The sequence below is a fragment of the Methylocaldum gracile genome, from assembly GCF_053646815.1.
Genome location: NZ_CM132196.1, coordinates 838,148 through 858,025, shown reverse-complemented (window position 1 = coordinate 858,025; position 19,878 = coordinate 838,148). Strand labels below are relative to the sequence as shown.

At 53.8% G+C, this 19,878-nt stretch carries 23 protein-coding genes and 2 tRNA genes; 1 reads left to right on the top strand and 24 read right to left on the bottom strand.

Features of this window, described 5'->3' with window-relative positions:
• Positions 1 to 26: 26 nt before the first annotated feature.
• From rpsQ to rluC, 21 genes are all read right to left on the bottom strand, one after another.
• Entirely contained in the window at positions 27 to 287 is a 261-nt protein-coding gene (rpsQ, locus tag ACWJJK_RS03745; RefSeq protein WP_086135209.1) for a 30S ribosomal protein S17, read from the bottom strand.
• Positions 284 to 478: a 50S ribosomal protein L29 gene (rpmC, locus tag ACWJJK_RS03740; protein WP_077731308.1), complete on the bottom strand. Its 195-nt coding sequence runs from the start codon at positions 476 to 478 to the stop codon at positions 284 to 286. Before rpmC ends, rpsQ begins: the two co-directional genes overlap by 4 nt.
• Positions 478 to 891, bottom strand: coding sequence for a 50S ribosomal protein L16 (rplP, locus tag ACWJJK_RS03735; RefSeq protein WP_077731309.1), 414 nt, complete (start codon positions 889 to 891; stop codon positions 478 to 480). The genes rpmC and rplP overlap by 1 nt, the downstream gene beginning before the upstream one ends.
• 16 nt (positions 892 to 907) lie before the next feature.
• Positions 908 to 1,579 (bottom strand): 30S ribosomal protein S3, encoded by a 672-nt coding sequence (gene rpsC / locus ACWJJK_RS03730; protein WP_077731310.1) that lies wholly within the window; start codon positions 1,577 to 1,579, stop codon positions 908 to 910.
• A gap of 9 nt (positions 1,580 to 1,588) precedes the next feature.
• Positions 1,589 to 1,924, bottom strand: a complete 336-nt coding sequence (rplV, locus tag ACWJJK_RS03725) for a 50S ribosomal protein L22 (RefSeq protein WP_077731311.1) — start codon at positions 1,922 to 1,924, stop codon at positions 1,589 to 1,591.
• A gap of 16 nt (positions 1,925 to 1,940) precedes the next feature.
• Positions 1,941 to 2,213: a 30S ribosomal protein S19 gene (gene rpsS / locus ACWJJK_RS03720; protein ID WP_077731312.1), complete on the bottom strand. Its 273-nt coding sequence runs from the start codon at positions 2,211 to 2,213 to the stop codon at positions 1,941 to 1,943.
• 18 nt (positions 2,214 to 2,231) lie between these two features.
• Positions 2,232 to 3,059 (bottom strand): 50S ribosomal protein L2, encoded by an 828-nt coding sequence (gene rplB / locus ACWJJK_RS03715; RefSeq protein WP_077731313.1) that lies wholly within the window; start codon positions 3,057 to 3,059, stop codon positions 2,232 to 2,234.
• A 46-nt stretch (positions 3,060 to 3,105) separates the two neighbouring features.
• Entirely contained in the window at positions 3,106 to 3,399 is a 294-nt protein-coding gene (gene rplW, locus ACWJJK_RS03710; protein WP_086135208.1) for a 50S ribosomal protein L23, read from the bottom strand.
• Positions 3,396 to 4,010, bottom strand: a complete 615-nt coding sequence (gene rplD, locus ACWJJK_RS03705; protein WP_077731315.1) for a 50S ribosomal protein L4 — start codon at positions 4,008 to 4,010, stop codon at positions 3,396 to 3,398. Before rplD ends, rplW begins: the two co-directional genes overlap by 4 nt.
• A 10-nt stretch (positions 4,011 to 4,020) precedes the next feature.
• Complete coding sequence (gene rplC / locus ACWJJK_RS03700) at positions 4,021 to 4,659, bottom strand: 50S ribosomal protein L3 (RefSeq protein WP_086135207.1); 639 nt, start codon at positions 4,657 to 4,659, stop codon at positions 4,021 to 4,023.
• Between the two features lie 18 nt (positions 4,660 to 4,677).
• Positions 4,678 to 4,989 (bottom strand): 30S ribosomal protein S10, encoded by a 312-nt coding sequence (rpsJ, locus tag ACWJJK_RS03695; protein WP_026609162.1) that lies wholly within the window; start codon positions 4,987 to 4,989, stop codon positions 4,678 to 4,680.
• 4 nt (positions 4,990 to 4,993) lie between these two features.
• The gene (gene tuf / locus ACWJJK_RS03690; protein WP_086133754.1) at positions 4,994 to 6,184 is read right to left on the bottom strand and encodes an elongation factor Tu; all 1,191 of its coding nucleotides are present in this window, start codon (positions 6,182 to 6,184) and stop codon (positions 4,994 to 4,996) included.
• A gap of 36 nt (positions 6,185 to 6,220) precedes the next feature.
• Complete coding sequence (gene fusA / locus ACWJJK_RS03685; protein ID WP_077728353.1) at positions 6,221 to 8,320, bottom strand: elongation factor G; 2,100 nt, start codon at positions 8,318 to 8,320, stop codon at positions 6,221 to 6,223.
• 44 nt (positions 8,321 to 8,364) lie between these two features.
• A complete protein-coding gene (rpsG, locus tag ACWJJK_RS03680) occupies positions 8,365 to 8,835 on the bottom strand; it encodes a 30S ribosomal protein S7 (protein WP_077728354.1) in 471 nt (156 codons plus the stop codon).
• Positions 8,836 to 8,854: 19 nt separating this feature from the next.
• The gene (gene rpsL, locus ACWJJK_RS03675) at positions 8,855 to 9,229 is read right to left on the bottom strand and encodes a 30S ribosomal protein S12 (protein ID WP_077728355.1); all 375 of its coding nucleotides are present in this window, start codon (positions 9,227 to 9,229) and stop codon (positions 8,855 to 8,857) included.
• A gap of 482 nt (positions 9,230 to 9,711) precedes the next feature.
• Positions 9,712 to 9,787: transfer RNA gene (locus tag ACWJJK_RS03670), tRNA-Asn, on the bottom strand.
• 68 nt (positions 9,788 to 9,855) lie between these two features.
• Positions 9,856 to 9,932 (bottom strand) — tRNA-Arg (locus ACWJJK_RS03665).
• Positions 9,933 to 10,080: 148 nt separating this feature from the next.
• A complete protein-coding gene (locus ACWJJK_RS03660; RefSeq protein WP_077728532.1) occupies positions 10,081 to 10,677 on the bottom strand; it encodes an NUDIX domain-containing protein in 597 nt (198 codons plus the stop codon).
• Between the two features lie 21 nt (positions 10,678 to 10,698).
• Positions 10,699 to 11,688 carry a S49 family peptidase gene (locus ACWJJK_RS03655; protein WP_240502379.1) on the bottom strand — a complete coding sequence of 330 codons (990 nt, stop codon included), beginning with the start codon at positions 11,686 to 11,688 and terminating at the stop codon, positions 10,699 to 10,701.
• 52 nt (positions 11,689 to 11,740) lie between these two features.
• On the bottom strand, positions 11,741 to 12,391 hold the full coding sequence (locus tag ACWJJK_RS03650) for an HAD family hydrolase (RefSeq protein WP_077728356.1): 651 nt from the start codon (positions 12,389 to 12,391) through the stop codon (positions 11,741 to 11,743).
• Positions 12,388 to 13,338: a 23S rRNA pseudouridine(955/2504/2580) synthase RluC gene (gene rluC / locus ACWJJK_RS03645; RefSeq protein WP_077728357.1), complete on the bottom strand. Its 951-nt coding sequence runs from the start codon at positions 13,336 to 13,338 to the stop codon at positions 12,388 to 12,390. Before rluC ends, ACWJJK_RS03650 begins: the two co-directional genes overlap by 4 nt.
• A 681-nt stretch (positions 13,339 to 14,019) precedes the next feature.
• On the opposite strand from rluC, the gene ACWJJK_RS03640 reads away from it, so the two are divergent.
• Positions 14,020 to 16,599: an Rne/Rng family ribonuclease gene (locus ACWJJK_RS03640; protein ID WP_077728358.1), complete on the top strand. Its 2,580-nt coding sequence runs from the start codon at positions 14,020 to 14,022 to the stop codon at positions 16,597 to 16,599.
• A 163-nt stretch (positions 16,600 to 16,762) separates the two neighbouring features.
• Here the strand turns inward: ACWJJK_RS03640 and recN are convergent, their stop codons facing one another.
• Genes recN through bfr form a run of 3 tightly spaced genes read right to left on the bottom strand, consistent with a single transcriptional unit; the run spans position 16,763 to position 19,863 of the window.
• Positions 16,763 to 18,451: a DNA repair protein RecN gene (recN, locus tag ACWJJK_RS03635; protein WP_077728359.1), complete on the bottom strand. Its 1,689-nt coding sequence runs from the start codon at positions 18,449 to 18,451 to the stop codon at positions 16,763 to 16,765.
• 2 nt (positions 18,452 to 18,453) lie between these two features.
• On the bottom strand, positions 18,454 to 19,338 hold the full coding sequence (locus tag ACWJJK_RS03630) for an NAD(+) kinase (protein WP_077728360.1): 885 nt from the start codon (positions 19,336 to 19,338) through the stop codon (positions 18,454 to 18,456).
• Between the two features lie 60 nt (positions 19,339 to 19,398).
• Complete coding sequence (gene bfr, locus ACWJJK_RS03625) at positions 19,399 to 19,863, bottom strand: bacterioferritin (RefSeq protein ID WP_077728361.1); 465 nt, start codon at positions 19,861 to 19,863, stop codon at positions 19,399 to 19,401.
• Positions 19,864 to 19,878 lie beyond the last annotated feature (15 nt).

Below are 19,878 nucleotides of genomic sequence, written 5' to 3'. Positions count from 1 at the left end.
ATTTATTGCCGTTGCCCTTCTCGTTGTCATTTAGTCCGCTCGACCACTCTGTCCAGCATCCAAACCTTTTTCTTCGATAGCGGACGGCAGGAAGAAACAACTACGACGTCACCCTCGTGACACTCGTTATTCTCGTCATGGGCCAACACCTTGCTCGTTCGACGTACGAACTTTCCATAAACTGGATGAGATACCAACCGCTCCACCAGAACCGTGATCGTCTTATCCATTTTGGAGCTGATAACTCTTCCCGTGATGGTACGGGACGTCTTGACTGTTTCGCTCATACTGAAAAGCTCTTTTCGGTTAGAACCGTATTTACCCTGGCGATGTCCCGCCTAATCCCTTGCAGTTGATCCGATTTGGTTAATTGACCGGTAGCCTTTTGCATCCTGAGGTTAAAGCGCTCTCGGTGAAGTTCGAGCAGCATTTCTTTAAGTTCGCCCTCGGTTTTCGATCTAAGTTCGCTGGCTTTCATCACATGACCGTCCGAAACGAAAAAGTTGTCTTTATCGGAAGCTTAGCTGCGGCAAGCTCGAACGCTTCACGCGCTAACTCTTCGCTCACTCCCTCAAGCTCGTAAAGCATCGTGCCAGGCTTTATCTCCGCGACCCAGTACTCCACGCTTCCTTTTCCACTCCCCATTCGAACTTCGAGCGGCTTTTTCGATATCGGTTTATCGGGAAATACGCGAATCCACATCTTTCCACCACGCTTAACATGTCGTGTGATAGCACGGCGCGCGGCTTCAACTTGCCTCGCAGTGATCCTTCCCCTCTCCACGGCCTTCAGACCAAACTCGCCGAAACTGACCCGGTTACCTTTGGTGGCGAGGCCTGTGTTTCTGCCTTTCTGCTGTTTTCTATATTTCGTTCTCTTCGGCTGCAACATGGTCTACTAGCCCCGGTTATACCTCAGATGAAGCGACGCCTTTGGATTCGCTTTCTCCGGTTGAAAAAACCTCGCCCTTGAAAATCCACACTTTCACTCCGATGACTCCGTAAGTTGTCTTCGCCTCGGCGAACCCATAGTCGATATCGGCACGAAAGGTGTGAAGAGGAACACGTCCCTCGCGGTACCACTCACTACGTGCAATTTCTGCGCCGTTCAGCCGCCCGCTTACGTTAATTTTCACTCCTTCGGCACCAAGCCGAAGAGTGTTGGTCACGGCGCGCTTCATCGCACGCCGGAACATGATTCGCTTTTCCAACTGCTGGGCAACGCCTTCCGCCACGAGTTGAGCGTCCAGTTCAGGTTTACGAATTTCCTCTACACTTACCTGAACGGGAATGCCCATCATCGATGACAACTCTCGACGCAAGGCATCGATATCCTCACCCTTCTTTCCAATGACTAGACCAGGTCTTGCCGTGTGGATGGTGATATGCGCATTGTTCGCCGGCCGGTTAATTTGGACACGGCTGATCGATGCGTGTCCAAGTTTCCTTTTTAGGAACTCCCGTACCTTCAAGTCGTTGAAGAGAAACGCCGAGTAGTCCTTGCTGGACGCGTACCAGCGAGAGGTCCAATCTTTGATGTAGCCGAGCCGTATCCCGGTCGGATGAACTTTCTGCCCCATAAATATCCTTTATCGATGCTCTGAGACGTGAATCGTTATATGACATGTACGCTTGAGGACACGATTAGCTCGCCCCTTGGCACGTGGCGACATGCGCTTCAGCGTAGGGCCCTCGGCCACTTCGATCACACTGACTAACAACTCGTCCACGTCGGCGCCGTCGTTGTGCTCGGCGTTCGCTATCGCAGATTCCAGCACTTTCTTTAAAATTCGCGCAGATTTCTTCGTGCTATAGCTGAGTAAATCGATCGCCTTGTCGACCCTCAGTCCCCGAATTTGATCGGCCACCAACCTGCACTTTTGAGCAGATACGCGCGTATTGTTTAGCTTCGCTACCGTTGCCATGTTTCACCGCCTCCAATCACTTTGTCTTCTTGTCGGCTTGATGGCCTTTGTACGTTCGAGTCGGGGCAAACTCTCCAAGCTTGTGCCCCACCATGTTGTCGGTCACGAGCACTGGAACGTGTTGGCGGCCATTGTGTACCGCCAAGGTGTATCCGATCATCTCAGGGATGATCATCGAACGGCGAGACCAAGTCTTTATGGGCTTTTTCGCCCCAGACTGCCCCATGTCCGCTACCTTTTTAAGTAGGTGATAATCGACAAACGGTCCCTTCTTAATCGAACGTGGCACGTCTTCTACCTCTCATATCTATTTTTGCTTACGACCCCGCACGATCATGGCGTCGGTGCGTTTGTTGTTTCGCGTCTTATACCCTTTGGTTGGCGCACCCCATGGAGATACCGGGTGTCTGCCACCAGAAGTTCTACCTTCACCACCGCCGTGCGGGTGGTCGACGGGATTCATCGCCACGCCGCGCACGGTAGGCCGAATACCGCGCCATCGGGTAGCTCCAGCCTTACCTAAAGAAATCAAGTTATGTTCGTGATTTGAAACTTCACCGATCACGGCTTTGCATTCGGCAAGCACCTTGCGCATCTCGCTCGACCGCAGGCGGATAGTTGCGTACGCACCCTCTTTTGCAACGAGTTGCGCGGACGCACCTCCGCTACGTGCTAGCTGAGCACCTTTTCCCGGCTTGAGCTCGATGCAGTGAATCAGCGTACCAATGGGGATGTTTCTAATCGGTAAACAGTTGCCAGGGCGTATGGGCGCATACTCCGATGAGACAACCTCGGCCCCGACGGTCACCCCTTTGGGCGCAATGACGTATCGCCGCTCGCCATCTTTGTAAACCACGAGCGCGATATGAGCTGTTCTATTCGGATCGTACTCTATACGCTCAACTCGGCCGGGTATCTCCAGCTTGTCCCGTTTAAAGTCGATCACACGATAAAACTTTTTGTGGCCGCCGCCTTTATGACGCGTCGTCACTCGGCCTTGATTGTTTCGACCGGAATTTCTCGTCTTTTTTTCGACGAGACCTGCATAAGGCTTCCCCTTGTGAAGACCTTCTGTCCGTACTCGAACCACAAACCGTGAACCGGCCGAGGTGGGTTTCGATTTAATTAGCGCCATCTGAAATTCCCGCAATTATTTACTGTTCTATGTTCTCGCGTTTTTCCTACGCTACGGACAGATCGATATCGAATCCCGGCTTCAGTTTCACGTACGCTTTTTTCCAGTCGGAACGTTTACCTATAAACCGCCCGGATCGCTTAACTTTTCCGCCCACATTCAGGACATGAACCGAGGCCACCTTAACATTGAACATGAGTTCAACGGCCTCTTTAATCTGAGGTTTACTCGCGGTCCGTTTTACACGAAAAGCAACCTGACCTGCTTTTTCAGCGGCCGCAGTGCTCTTTTCCGAAATAATTGGCGCCTCGATGACGCTCATTAGTTCCAGCTGTCTCATGCTAGGCCGACCTCAAGTTGCTTTGCTGCTTGTGACGTCAAAATCACTTTCTCGCTATGTACGAGGGCCACCGGATTCACGGAGCTGGCAGTGCACACCAACACGTCTTGGAGATTCCGCGCAGCCAAGAACAAGTTTTCATCAAGCGCATCGGTAACAACCAACCCTCGCTTAAATCCGAGACCTTGAAGCTTCTGAAGAAACTCCTTTGTTTTAGGAGCCGAAGGATGAATATCATCGCTGATATACAACCGCCCTTGACGCAACAGCTCGGACAGAATCGACCGCATAGCAGCCCGGTACATCTTCTTGTTCAGTTTCTGTTCATAGGACCGGGGACGCGCTGCGAATGTAACACCGCCCGTACGCCAGAGAGGGCTTCGAGTTGTACCGGCACGAGCACGACCACTGCCTTTTTGTCGCCACGGCTTCGCACCGCCGCCGCTAACTTCTGAGCGCGTCTTTTGCGCTTTTGTACCGGATCGAGCTCCAGCGAAATACGCAACTACTAGCTGGTGAACAAGAGAATCATTGTAATCCCGCCCAAACACTGCCTCGGAGACTTCGAGCGGCGTGCCGCCATCGACAGCCGATGGAATCTGCAACCCCATATTACCCTCTTTACTTCTTAACAGCCGGCTTAATTAAGACCTCGGCACCTTTCGCGCCTGGCACAGCCCCCTTGATCAGAAGCAACGAGCGCTCCTTATCAACCGCGCACACCTTCAAACTTTGCACGGTGGTCGTGACACTACCAAGGTGTCCGGCCATTCGTTTGCCTTTAAAAACGCGACCAGGCGTTTGGTTCTGACCGATAGAACCCGGCGCACGATGCGATAACGAGTTTCCGTGCGTAGCATCCTGGGTTCTGAAGTTGTGACGCTTAACCACACCCGCAAAACCTTTACCGATACTCATACCCTGAACATCGACGTATTGCCCTTCCTGGAAAATGTCTACGCCCACCTCGGAGCCCACCGAGTATTGACCCGCATCGCCCTCTTCTACACGAAATTCCCATAAACCGCGCCCAGCCTCGACACCCGCCTTAGCGTAGTGCCCGGCCTCCGGCCTGGACAAACGGGACCTCTTCTTAACCCCAGCGGTCACCTGAATCGCCCGGTAACCGTCTGTATCCAATGCCTTGACCTGCACGACGCGATTCGGCTCCACATGGATTACGGAAACCGGCACTGCGGAGCCGTCTTCGGCATAAATACGGGTCATGCCGCACTTCCGCCCAACCAAACCTAACGCCATCGATCGCTCCTAAATACGTCAATTCAACTTTATTTGTACGTCTACGCCGGCAGCAAGGTCGAGCTTCATCAAAGCGTCAACCGTTTTATCCGTCGGCTCAACGATGTCCATCAAACGCTTATGGGTCCTCAGTTCGTATTGGTCGCGCGCGTCTTTATTGACGTGTGGCGAGATGAGAACGGTGTAGCGCTCTTTTTTGGTCGGCAAGGGGATCGGTCCCAAAACCTGGGCACCGGTTCGCTTGGCCGTTTCAACGATTTCGCTGGCAGACTGATCGATCAGTCGATGATCAAACGCCTTCAGACGGATCCTGATTCGCTGTTTTTGCACAGAATTACTCCAACACCTTGGACACGACACCGGCCCCGACGGTCCGGCCGCCTTCGCGTACCGCAAAGCGCAAGCCTTCCTCCATCGCGATCGGCGCGATCAATTTCACCGTGATCTTGACGTTGTCCCCCGGCATGACCATCTCCACCCCTTCCGGCAACTCCACCGCCCCCGTCACATCCGTCGTCCGGAAGTAGAACTGCGGCCGATAGCCATTGAAGAACGGGGTATGACGCCCACCCTCTTCCTTGGACAACACGTAAATCTCCGCTTCAAAATGGGTGTGCGGGGTAATCGTGTTCGGCGCCGCCAACACTTGACCACGCTCCACATCTTCCCGCTTGGTGCCGCGCAGCAACACCCCAACGTTATCGCCCGCCACCCCTTCGTCCAGGAGCTTCCGGAACATCTCGACACCGGTGCAGGTAGTCTTGGTGGTCTCACGCAGACCAACAATGGAAATCTCGTCCCCAACCTTGACCTTGCCGCGCTCGATCCGCCCCGTCACCACCGTGCCGCGCCCCGAAATCGAGAACACGTCTTCGATCGGCATCAGGAACGGCTTCTCAATGTCGCGCTTCGGCTCCGGAATATACGCATCGAGCGCATCCACCAGCTTCAAAATCGCCGGCACACCGATCTCGCTCTGATCCCCTTCCAGCGCCTTCAGCGCCGAGCCACGCACGATCGGAGTGTCGTCTCCGGGGAAATCGTACTTGGACAGCAGCTCGCGCACTTCCATCTCGACCAATTCGAGCAGCTCGGGATCATCCACCATATCGGCCTTGTTCAGAAAGACCACGATATAGGGCACCCCAACCTGACGCGCCAACAGGATGTGCTCACGGGTCTGCGGCATCGGACCATCCGCGGCCGAGCACACTAGAATGGCACCATCCATCTGCGCCGCACCGGTAATCATGTTCTTGACGTAGTCGGCGTGACCGGGGCAGTCGACGTGCGCATAGTGTCGTGTGGGGGATTCATATTCCACGTGCGCCGTCGCGATCGTAATGCCGCGCGCCCGCTCTTCCGGCGCCGCATCGATCTGATCGTATGCCTTGAATTCGCCACCAAAGCGCTCCGCACCCACCTTGGTCAGAGCCGCCGTCAGGGTCGTCTTGCCATGGTCAACGTGACCAATCGTCCCGACGTTCACATGCGGCTTTGTGCGCGTAAATTTCTCTTTGGACACGACCTGGATACCTCGCTACTTCTTATTTTCTAAACATTAACCCACAGATGCCTTCTTAATCACCGCGTCCGCAATGTTCGCAGGGGCTTCTTGGTATTTCTTGAATTCCATCGAGTAAGTGGCTCGACCCTGACTTAATGAGCGCAGAGTGGTCGAATAACCAAACATTTCCGCCAAGGGAACTTCCGCCTTCAGCACCTTGATGCCGGCATTATCTTCCATCCCGAGCACCATGCCGCGCCGCCTGTTCAAGTCACCCACGACATCACCCATATAATCCTCCGGCGTCTCGACGTCCACACTCATGATGGGCTCAAGCAGGACCGGATTGGCCTTACGGGCACCCTCTTTGAAACACATCGAGCCAGCGATCTTAAATGCCATTTCGCTGGAGTCTACGTCGTGGTACGAACCGTCGAACAGCGTGACTTTTACGTCAACAACGGGGTAGCCGGCTAATATACCATTTTGCAGTTGCTCTTGCACACCTTTATCCACTGCCGGAATATATTCCTTCGGAACAACGCCGCCTACGATCCCGTTGACAAACTCGTAACCGCCAGTCTCTAACGGCTCGATCCGCAACCACACGTGCCCATACTGACCGCGCCCACCGGTCTGGCGAATGTATTTCCCCTCTTGCTCGACCGACTTGCGGATGGTTTCCCGGTAGGCCACCTGGGGCGCACCCACGTTGGCTTCAACCTTAAACTCGCGCTTCATTCGGTCGACGATAATCTCCAGGTGCAACTCCCCCATGCCGGAGATAATGGTCTGCCCCGACTCTTCGTCAGTGTGAACGCGAAAAGACGGATCTTCCTGAGCCAGTCGCTGCAGCGCGAGCCCCATCTTTTCCTGGTCACTCTTGGTTTTCGGCTCCACCGCAACCGATATTACCGGCTCAGGGAACTCCATTCGCTCGAGAACCACCGGCTTATCCACAGCCGAAAGGGTCGTCCCGGTAACAATATCCTTCAAGCCGACGCAGGCAGCAATGTCGCCAGCGCGAATCTCTTTTATCTCCTCACGGGTATTGGCATGCATGCGCAACAATCGACCGATGCGCTCTTTGTTTCCGGATTGCGAATTAATTACGCTATCGCCGGAGCTCAATACACCCGAATAAACCCGAACAAAGGTCAGGGTACCCACGAACGGGTCGGTCATAATTTTGAACGCAAGCGCCGAAAACGGCTCATTATCTTCCGATCTGCGCTCAACAGGCTGCCCGGAATCCGCATCCGCTCCTTTTATAGGAGGCACATCCACCGGGGACGGCAGATAGTCGACAACCGCGTCCAACATGGCCTGCACACCCTTGTTCTTGAAGGCGGAGCCACAGAGCATTGGAACGATTTCGAGGCCGATAGTCCGCTTACGGAGCCCGCCTTTAATCTCGTCTTCAGAGAGCTCACCCTGCTCCAGATATTTATTCATCAACTCTTCGTCAGCCTCGGCCGCAGCCTCGACCATCTTTTCCCGCCACTCAACAGCAGCGTCCGCGAGCTCTGCGGGAATGTCCGCATACACAAACGTCGCGCCGTGGTCTTCTTCGTTCCACACAATAGCCTTCATCTTCACAAGGTCGATTACGCCTTTGAACGAATCTTCAGCACCAACGGGAATTTGAATCGGAACCGGGTTCGCGCGCAGACGCTCACGCATCTGCTTATAAACCTTAAAAAAGTCCGCCCCCGTCCGATCCATTTTGTTTACGAACGCGATGCGGGGAACGCCATATTTCGTAGCCTGGCGCCACACCGTTTCCGACTGGGGCTGAACACCACCAACCGCGCAGTAGAGCATGCAAGCGCCATCCAAAACGCGCATAGAACGCTCTACTTCGATCGTAAAATCGACGTGCCCAGGAGTATCGATAATATTGATACGGTGCTCAGGATAGTTGAGACCCATACCCCGCCAATAGGTCGTAGTCGCCGCAGAGGTGATGGTGATACCACGCTCCTGCTCCTGCTCCATCCAGTCCATAGTAGCGGCGCCATCATGAACCTCACCGATCTTGTGATTTATGCCGGTATAAAACAACACACGCTCTGTGGTGGTAGTCTTACCCGCATCAATATGCGCGGAAATCCCGATGTTCCGGTATCTCTCGATTGGAGTCGTGCGTGCCACTGCTTTAACCTTCGCTAACCTAATTGGAGATAAGAAGTCACTGCTTACCAGCGATAATGAGAGAATGCTTTGTTTGCCTCTGCCATTCGGTGCGTATCTTCACGCTTCTTCACAGCCGATCCGCGATTCTCGTTCGCATCGAGCAGTTCGGCGGCCAACCTCATGACCATACCCTTCTCACTCCTCTTGCGAGCAGCATCGATTAGCCAACGCATAGCCAAAGCAGCCCTACGCGCCGGACGAACCTCAACTGGAACCTGATAGGTAGCCCCACCAACGCGACGCGACTTGACCTCCACCAGGGGCTGAACGTTTTCCAGAGCCTTGGTCAACACATCCAGGGACGATTGACTGGTCTTGGCAGAAATGTGATCCAAAGCACCGTAGACCACCTTTTCAGCCACGGACTTTTTTCCGTCCAACATCAACATATTGACGAAACGAGCCAGTATTTCGCTGCCGAAGCGCGGATCCGGAATAACTTCTCTTCTTTGAGCGACTCTTCTTCTAGACATAACGCAACCTGGAACTCAGTTAACTTTTCGGTCTTTTCGCACCGTACTTGGACCGCCCTTGGCGACGCTTTTGAACGCCCGCAGTATCAAGACTACCTCGAACAATGTGATACCTCACACCCGGCAAGTCTTTTACACGACCACCCCTAATTAAAACCACGGAGTGCTCCTGCAAATTGTGACCCTCTCCACCAATGTAGCTGGTCACCTCAGCACCATTCGTCAGGCGAACACGAGCCACTTTTCTCAAAGCGGAATTCGGTTTCTTAGGCGTAGTCGTATAAACGCGCGTACATACGCCACGCCTTTGAGGACAACTGTCCAGGGCCGGCACATTGCTTTTGTCTTTTTTTCTGACTCGCGGCTTCCGAACCAACTGGTTTATCGTGCTCATTACCAAACTCCAAAACTTTTTCGCTCAACCTTCGGAAAAATCGTCACCAGAAACCTTGCCCACCCAAAACGTTAAAAGGCGCTGGTAAAGCGGCGAAATTTAAAACTAAAAAACCGACTTGTCAACATCACGCGACCGAAACCTAAAAACCCCAGAATCGCGAGACACAAAGAAATTGGCACTTCGAGAAACATCCCTTCTTAGCTGCGCCGAGATCTACGGAGGAATAAACCAGAACCGCGAACTTGGACGCTACCCACAATCCAATTACCCTCAATCCCGGCTCACAATGACGATCGAGCACATCAACGCATCTTCACAGCCCATCACACCAATCGCCGCGGACTGATGACACCCAAGAAGACAGAAGGGATAAGAAAGAAACCTTGCCAGGACCGCCCCGCGGCCCCAGAGATCGCACGATGACTTCTTACTCGCGAGCCTGACACCAAAAAGCGAACAGAACTCACAACATGGAAATGTGGCTCCCCCGGACGGGCTCGAACCGCCGACCCGCTGGTTAACAGCCAGCTGCTCTACCGACTGAGCTACAGGGGAACAAATTGAGTCGTGGGATTATAGAAACAGACCAATCCCCTGTCAAACCCCACGCAAACCGTACAAGATGGCGCGCCTGGAGAGATTCGAACTCCCGACCACCTAGTTCGTAGCCAGGTACTCTATCCAACTGAGCTACAGGCGCGCGGCAGAATGCGTATTATGAATTATGGCACATGCCTCGTCAAATTATTTTTCTTAACAACTTCACCGCTTCTGATAGTTGCACCGGCCCTAACCGGAAAAGGTCACGCACCAGCAAAAACGAATCAGAGCACTCCCACAGCAAACCTCTACCCATGCCTTGCCCGCAGGTGATGCCGATTCAATGCGAGCCACTGAAGACCTATGATGGGAATAGCGGCCTCAATTCGGCCCCGACTAAGCCAGTCCATCGCTTGATCGAAGCTCGCCACGCGAGCCAGAATATCTTCGTGCTCCTCTTCAACACCGTGAATACCACCCAAGCCCCGTGAGTCGACGATTCCACAATACAGCGTAATTTTTTCCGAACAACCGCCGGGCGTCGGAAAAAACTCGGCAATACGAATAAGCTCAGTGATTTCACATCCCGCCTCCTCGGCGGCTTCGCGATAGGCGACGTCTTCTGGACTTTCCCCTTGTTCGAAGGCTCCCGCCACGATTTCGAGCAACCACGGATCCCCATTCACAAACATGGCTCCGACCCTGAACTGCTCGATAAGCACCACTTGATCCGCCACAGGATCATAGGGAATAACGGCAACGCTCCTGCCACGATGAAACAACTCCCTATCCAAATAGTCACTCCAGCCTCCACGAAACAATGCATGCCTAAATCGTATGCGCGACAGACTGAAGAATCCGCGATAGATCGGCTCTTCCTTGATCAACTCGAACGCCTTGTCGATTTCATTCATAATTGCGCCGACCTAGTTCAAATAGGGGCCGGCCGATACAGCAGTGCGCAGCATGTGGCCGAATGTGATACCAATGCGACTTGTGACGCGGTCCCAAAGATTTTCCTCCGGTGTGTAATTGACCATATCCTTGGCACCGATCACCGATTCTGCAACAGAACGGACATCCCCAAGCCCATCCGCTAGTCCGAGCTTAATACCTTCGTCACCCGTCCAAACCAGCCCCGAATACAGTTCAGGAGTATTCTCCTTGAGGCGTCCGGCCCGCCCTTGACGGACGGCATCGATAAACTGTTGATGAATTGCATTTAACACCGATTGCACATGTTCTTTTGCCACGGGGTCGACCGGCGAAAAAGGATCGAGAATCGCCTTGTGTTCTCCGGCCGTCATTACTCTGCGCTCGATACCGAGTTTGTTAATAGCATCCACGAATCCGAAGCTGTCCATGATTACGCCGATCGATCCGACAATGCTCGATTGGTTGACGAAGATCTTATCGGCAGCGGAGGCAATGTAATACCCACCAGAAGTGCACATATCCGCAACCACCGCATAAATCGGGAGCTCCGGTTTTAGTTTTTTTATCCGTCGAATCTCCTCGTAAACGTAAGCCGACTGAACGGGGCTACCACCTGGCGTATTCATGCGCAATATGATCCCTTTTGCACCAACTGCTTCCGCGGCTGCCCTAAGTCCTTCGATAATGGCATCGGCATTAGCCTTTTCCCCGGCGGCGATCATCCCCGCCACGTCAATAACAGCTGTATGACTTTTCTCCCCCCTACTACGCTGATCCGACAACGGTTGTGCAACCAACCAAAGCGCAACGCCAAAGTAGGCCAGCATAAGCAGCTTAAAAAATATTCCCCAGCGCCTCGCCTGTCGCTGTTCCGTAAGAGACGCCAACAGCACTTTTTCCAGCGTATCGCGCTCCCATGCGGGTGAAGGCGTCGGTGTTTCCGGCTCTTGCTCGATTTCACTCATGTCGCGTTGGTCCATAGCGTTATCTCAGTCGACTTCGTTTGCCTCAGATTCAAACCAAAGTAATTCGTCAGCTCAGAATTTCCAGAAGGTCGGTAGTCCGCTCTATACATGCCAAAGGATCAAACTCAGCCAACTCGAACAAATCATTCGCACCGCATCCGACACCTACCGCAGCGACCCCGGCATTGTGAGCCATGCGCAGATCATGAAGCGAATCACCCACCATTAAAGTCCTCTCTCGGGCGATGCCGGCTTCAGACATGAGTTGAAAGAGCATTTCCGGGTTCGGCTTGGAAACCGTCTCATCCGCACAGCGGGTCGAATGAAAAAACAGCTCCGTCCCAGTTGCGGCAAGCGCATGATTCAACCCCGCGCGGGTCTTCCCAGTAGCGACCGCAAGGCGGTAACCGCGCCCCCTCAACTCCGTCAACATATCGAGCACACCAGCGAATAAACCATCCGCACTAATTATCCTGTCACCGTAATGACGGCGATAACCTTCCGCCAAGCGGCGCGCCATTTCGGAAGGATATTCGGGAAATAAAGCCTCCATCGCCTCCATCAACCCGAGACCTATGACGGATTTAGCCTCTTGGTCAGACGGAATAGGGAGACCGCAGCCGTGCGCAGCCCGCTGCAAGCAATCCACGATCCATCCGACCGAGTCGAACAGAGTGCCATCCCAATCAAAAACCAAAAGATCGAATTGGTTCCTCATCGCGGCAGCACTTTAAGAAATTCGGAAAGCTCCTGATCAAGCGGAGCCTTTACCTCGATCGGAGTGCCCGTACGCGGGTGGAGAAAAACCGTTTCCAAAGCGTGAAGAAAAAGACGTTTCAAACCAAGTCGACGAAACTCCCGATTGACTTTCTCATCGCCGTACCGCTCATCGCCGACAATGGGATGCCCCATAGATTGAGCGTGGACCCGAATTTGATGGGTTCGCCCAGTAACCGGACGTGCCTCAACTAGCGTCGAATCAAAATAGCGCTCCCTTCGCCTGAATTCGGTAACTGCGGGCTTACCCTCGCGCGCGACCTTAACCATCCGTTCGCCGCTCTGCAAGACATTCTTTTTTAACGGCGCATCCGCAATCCATCGCGCTCTCGCCCACACTCCGGCAAGCAGTGCCAGGTAAACCTTCTTTACTTCGTCACCACGAAATTGCGCGTGCAGAGCTCGCAGGGCACTGCGCTTCTTGGCGATCAGCAAACAACCGGAGGTATCTCGATCCAAACGGTGCACAAGCTCCAAGAACCGTGCCTCCGACCGGATTTCCCTCAACCCTTCGATCACACCGAAACTCAATCCACTACCGCCGTGCACGGCCATGCCAGCAGGTTTATTAAGGACCAAAAGATCATCGTCCTCGTACAAAATGCGAGGCTCCAAACGGGCTCGCACGAAAGTCTCCGGAATTTGGCTGGGATTGCTCATCGTTACCCTAATCGGTGGAACACGGATCACATCCCCCGTATCCAGCCGATCTTGGGCCTGAATGCGTCCGCCATTTCGGCGGACTTCACCGGTACGCAAAATTCGATAAATATGGCTTTTCGGCACTCCCTTAAGGCGTGTGAATAGAAAGTTGTCGATTCGCTGCCCCGCGCTCTCCTCATCCACTTCGATCCATCTGACAGAGGCGCCACTCAATGCTTGTTTCATAGGAACATAATATCAGCTTTGCCCAGCCAAATTGATGACTCTCCTTAAGATTGTTATAGTTAGCTTACGGTTGACAGCAACCGAACGCCTAGTAGTTATCCGGACCGTGCCCGGTGGTGATAGCCCATGAAGAATTAGAACGGCCTGGACTAAATGGTCGATAAGAATGCCTATAAAGCAATCTGTCTCGGGGCTACATGACATGGGGCGGGAGAATCGTAAGTTTCGCGGTTAAATGAGGACGCCGTCGCGCAGAGCGGCGGGATACGACTCGATTTTCGAGGTAGCGGGGCTCGACTGCTCACACGTCAGCCCAAAATAGTCCATCCCTGGCAAATGCCAGATCTAACCGAGAACCGTTTGCTGAACGGAATTATTGGCGACAGACAGAACATTTTGTTTAGAAGGTCAAAGTACCAAACAGAAAAATTTGGCCGGAAAAAACGACAACAGTAGGGTTTTTTCGCTCGACCCATGACGAGCGAGTATCGCGTGACCTGAAGAGAAGAATGGAACCCCCCTCCTCCGATTGAGGCAGGGTATCCCTCGCAACGTCAAGATTCGGTTTTCAGCGCAATAGGCGCATTCACGTCAATTGAGAACACGCTTTGATTGATAAGAACAATGGCTGCATGAAACCGCTTGCCCGCTTCTTCGGGGAACCGCTAAAGGACCAGCCGGATGAGAAGAATGTTAATCAACGCCACTCAGCCCGAAGAACTTCGGGTTGCACTGGTGGACGGACAAAAACTTTACGACTTTGATATAGAAATCCCTTCCAAAGAACAGAAAAAAGCCAACATTTATAAAGGTATTATTACCCGCATTGAACCCAGTCTCGAAGCGGCCTTCGTCAATTATGGCGCCGACCGCCATGGCTTCTTGCCATTCAAGGAAATTACGCCGAACTATTTCGGACAGCCCCTGGACGAGGAATTTTCCCGCCGGGATATCAAGGATTTAGTCAAAGAGGGACAGGAAGTCATAGTTCAGGTCGAGAAGGAGGAGCGCGGGAGCAAAGGGGCGGCGTTAACGACTTACATCAGCCTGGCCGGCAGTTACCTGGTGCTAATGCCCAATAATCCGCGCGCCGGCGGCATTTCTCGACGTATCGAGGGCGATATTCGTTCCGACATGCGCGAGGTTATGAATCAACTCCAAATTCCGGAAGGCATGGGGCTTATCGTGCGGACTGCCGGGGGCGGCAAGTCAGCCGAAGAACTTCAATGGGACCTGAATTACCTTTTGCAATTGTGGGAGGCTATTGACCGCTCGGCCAAGGAAAAGGCCGCCCCGTTCCTAATCTTTCAGGAAAGCAACGTGATCATTCGTGCGCTGAGAGATCATCTCCGCGGCGATATCGACGAGATACTGATCGATGATGCGGGCACTTTCAAGCTGGTGCGCAGCTTTTTGCAGCAGGTCATGCCGCAGTTCATCCAAAAGGCAAAGCTTTACCAAGACACAGTCCCGCTATTCAGTCGTTATCAGATCGAAAGCCAGATTGAAACAGCTTACAGCCGCGAGGTCCCTTTGCCATCCGGTGGAGCCATCGTAATCGATCACAGCGAAGCCTTGACAGCGATCGACATCAACTCCGCCCGGGCAACCAAAGGCGGCGATATCGAAGAAACAGCGCTAAATACCAACTTGGAAGCCGCCGACGAAATCGCGCGCCAACTCAGACTGCGGGATTTGGGCGGTTTGTTCGTGATCGACTTCATAGACATGATGGCGGCGCGTAATCAGCGGGCCGTCGAAAACCGATTACGTGACGCGATCAAGGCGGATAGAGCCCGGATACAAATCGGCCGAATCTCTCGTTTTGGTTTGCTCGAGATGTCCCGTCAGCGCCTCCGACCGTCGCTCGGTGAATCCAGCCTGCTCACCTGTCCACGATGTAACGGCCAAGGCTCCGTGCGCAGCGTACAGTCGTTGGCACTCTCGGTACTGCGTATCATCGAAGAAGAGGCGATGAAAAAAAATACCGACAAGGTTATCGCGCATCTGCCCGTAGATTCGGCTACCTACCTTCTCAACGAAAAGCGCTCGGCTGTCGCGGACATCGAAAAGCGCCACCTAGTTAGTGTTATCGTAATACCGACCAAACATCTTGAGACGCCGGCGTATGAAATCCAGCGCGTGCGAAGCACTGGCGCAGAGGAAGAAGGAGAGCGGAAACCGAGCTATCAGATGCTGAAGTCAGCTGAATCCGAGCTCCCCAGATTTACGAGGGAAAGCGCATCAATCAGCGCGGAGCCTGCCGTTAAGGAATTCCTGCCCGCTCATCCGGCTCCGATTACTAGCGCAGGGAAACACGCCGCAGGTGGCTTCATAAAGCGGTTCTGGTCGATTTTGACCGGCGGCAAACTTGAGGACGAAGCGGAAGCTGTCGTCGAAAAGCCTCAGCCGATACTCTCACAAGTCGCTCAACACCGCCCCCATCGGATAGCCGACTTCAAACAGCGTCAGCAGTCAATGAGCGGGGAAATGCTTGAAACCAGAGAAATCGAAGCCCGAACTCCAATTCCGGAGAAACAGGAATTCGGCAATGGTGACCGGCGAACCCGAGATCAGTCCAGACGCGGGGGGTCGCGCAGGAGACGCCCGAGGCGGGGCGAGCCCGGCTTAGCGCGTAGCGGCCAGCAAAACCAAGCTAGAGAGATCGCCCCGGAGAAAATCGAAGACGCCAATCTCCCGATCCCGGAGCGTCAAACGATTGGGTACAAACCTACCGAAGAGGCACCGACTGAGACAATCATGTCCGCTCTGGTTTCCGACAATGGGGTCCAAATCGTAACCGAACCAGACCGTCCGTCGCTGGAGAAAGAGGAAAAGCCGGAGATTCCTGCGGTCCATTTGCCAAGGCCCAGGGCGCCCGAGGAATCTCGGGGCGAGCGCGAAAGCATAAGCTCAGTTAGTACGCCGGTTATCGGGTCCTTTGAGCTTGATTCACCATCGGATGATAGCGAGGAAACCGAAGCGGAAGATTTGAGTCTCGAAGCGCGTAAATCGCCTCGCCGATCCTTGGCCAAACGCCGGGGGCGCGGCAGACGAGATAAGAGGTTTAGCGCCAAACGAAGTGAGTCCAGCGAAGGACCCGATGACAGTATTCACGAAGATCGCCGCGAAACGGGTGAAGTGGTCTCGACGGCCAATGACAACCGAGCCACCGATGAGCACCGACCAGCCGAAGAAAGTCGGAGCACTACTGCCGTTGTCGTACCGGACAAATCGAGTGTCGAAAGTGGCACGGAGTGATTTTGGCCAGGGAGAAAGAAATAGCGTGCTAGTCAACTTGTCGGGCGGCTCTGCCGCCCGACAACTTCTTCGTTTGTCTTAGATCTACCGTATAATCCGAGGGCCTTTGTCGCACTGCAAATGGCTCGTACAGTTCACTTCTTAAACAATCTTCAGCGCTCAGTCACACCTCCAACTCGCTTTGCAAGTGGCTATTCAACATCTCCTCGGCATGCGCCAAGGTTTGCTGGGTGACACGGATTCCACCAAGCATACGCGCAATCTCCTGCTTCCTCTCTTCACGAGAAAGCTTTCGGACGGTCGATAGTGTTACCCCATCGGTGCTGACTTTTTCTACTAACAAGTGGTAATGACCTTGAGCCGCAACCTGAGGCAGGTGGGTCACGCAAAATACCTGCCGCCCCTGTCCCAGCGCGCGCAGTTTTTGACCGACGATTTCGGCCACCCGGCCGCCGATTCCCGTATCCACCTCATCGAATATCAAGCTCGGAACTGTCTTGGAGTCGGTAGCAGCCACCTGAATGGCTAGACTGATGCGTGACAATTCGCCGCCAGACGCGACTTTGGCCAAAGGACGCGGCGGCAATCCCGGGTTGGCGCTTACCAAGAACTCGGCCTGATCCAGGCCAAACGGGGTCGGTTCTTTCGCATTCTCGGCACCCACATCCACCAAAAACTGCCCCTGTGGCATGCCCAATTCCTGAATCATCTCCGAGATCCGTGACTGTAACCGGCTAGCGGCCGTACGACGGCGTTGGGACAACATATCGGCAACTTTCCCGTAATCCGTGAGGACCTGCCGAAGATCCGACTCCAACGCTTCGATTCTTTCCGATCCATGGGCGATACCGTTCAATTCCGAGCGTAGCGAATCAAGCAGTCCAGGCAATTCTTCCGGCCGGACCTGGTGTTTGCGGGCCAAACGATGGATATCGCCAAGGCGCTGTTCAAGCCAGTCCAGACGACCGGGGTCGGCCTCAATCCGCTCCAGTTGACGACGGAGCTGCAATGCCCCTTCTTTAACTTGCACTTGCGCTTCATTTAGGAGAGCGGTCGTTTCTTCCAGTTCGGGAGCCAGCCGGCTCAAATCCGATAGGGCATGGATAGCTTGCGCCAGGCGCGCGTTGACCGATTGACTTTCATCTTCATAGAGGAGTTCGAGCTGCGCCTGACCGGTGGTGAGAATTTTGCCAACATTGGCAAGGAGTGTATGCTCGTCAACTAGGGCCGGGTAATCGAGCCCAGAGATGTCGTGCTGCTCCAACTCGTCGATTTGGTAGCGCAACAACTCTTCGCGGGCGGCTTGATCCTTGGCTGTATTGGTAAGCTTTTCCAGCTCGCACCGAGTACTTCGCCAACGATCATAGAGATTGCCGATCTGGACCAACAACGATTCGTTCCCAGCGGCTTCATCCAGTAACCGGCGCTGCTCCGCTGCCTTCAGAAGATGTACATGAGCATGCTGGCCGTGTATCTCGACCAAGCTGGAACCCAACTCCTGCAAGGCTTGCAAGGTAACCGGGCGACCATTGACGAAAGCCTTCGAACGGCCGTCTTGACTGATAACCCGCCGCACCAGACACTCGCCGTCCTCCGATAATTCATTTTCGTCGAGCCAGCGACGCGCATCTGCAGCATCCTCCAAGCCGAACGAAAGACTGATCTCGGCGCGCGCAGCCCCGGGGCGGATGAACCCCGAATCGGCACGCTCGCCCAAAGCCAACCCCAAAGCAGTTAATAATATCGATTTCCCGGCGCCGGTCTCGCCGGTTAGCACGGTCAATCCGCGCTCAAACTCCAGATCGAGTGATCGGACGACGGCCAAATCTCTGATGCTGAGGTGGACAAGCATAGTCAGCTTCGATAACCGGAGCTCCAGTTGAGCTTCGCTCTGAGAATCTCAAAGAAATCATAGTCAAGCGGATGAAGAATGCGAAAAGTCTTAGGTTCTCTTCGAATCTCGATGCGATCCTCTATTTCGACATCAGGAAACGACACATTGTCGCAAACGACCTGAGCTTTGAATTGTTTGCTGGGACGGAAGGCAATTTCGATTACGCTGTCGTCATCCACCACGATCGGACGATTAGACAAGGTATGGGGATTGATCGGCGCTAATACGATAGCCTTAAGCGTGGGATAAAGAATCGGACCTCCAGCCGACAGGGCGTAAGCCGTAGAGCCCGTGGGAGTTGACGCGATAAGCCCATCAGAGCGTTGCGAATTCAGAAAAACGCCGTTGATCGATGCCTCAATCTCGATCATGCTGGCGGCATTCCCGCTATGCACGACTACTTCGTTAACCGCCGTCTGCTCGTATATCACATGACCGTTGCGAAAAATTTTCGCCCGCAACAGAAAGCGCTCATCGGCACTGTAGCGTCCGTCAAGAATTTCATCGAGCTTCGCTCCGGCGTCCGACGGAGAAATATCGACCAGGAACCCCAATCGCCCCAGATTGACCCCAATCAATGGAATCTCGAACTGCGCGAGAACACGCGCGGCGGATAAAAGTGTGCCATCGCCGCCAACCACAATTGCGAGATCGCAGCACTGGCCTATTTCGGCAACGGTACACGTTTCCGGCGAAGAATCGGCTACGAAATGAGCGCAGTCCCGTTGCACCAAAACACGCAGGCATCTCCCGGTAAGATGTCCGTAAAGCGAGGAAAGGGTTTCGGCTATGCGTGGCGCATCGGGCTTCCCGATTAGGGCTACGTTCCGGAAAATGGATGGCATATGTGTCTGAAGCCGCGAGCGTCCCGCGTCACTGTAAATGGGGCTGACCGGTACCGCAGCTTACATCTGAGACTGCAAATAGTTCTGCAGGCCGATTTTCCGAATCAACTCCGCCTGCGTTTCAAGCCAGTCGACCTGCTCTTCCTCATCTTCGAGTATCTCTTCCAGAAGATCTCGGGAGACATAATCTCCGGCCTTTTCACAAAACTCGACCGCTTCGCGCAGCAAAGATACGCTTTGAAGTTCCAACTGAAGGTCGCAGCCGAGCATTTCCTCCGGATTTTCTCCGATCTTCAAATGCCCCAAATCCTGCAAGTTTGGCAATCCTTCAAGAAACAAAATACGCTCGATCAACTTGTCGGCACGCTTCATCTTACCGATAGATTCATCATATTCGTGCTTGTCGAGCTCGCCCAACCCCCAGTTCCTGTACATTCTCGCATGAAGAAAATACTGGTTAATGCCGATCAGTTCGTTGCCCAGCACGCGATTAAGATAATCGATAACCGTCGAGTCGCCTTGCATAATTCTCTCCTTGGA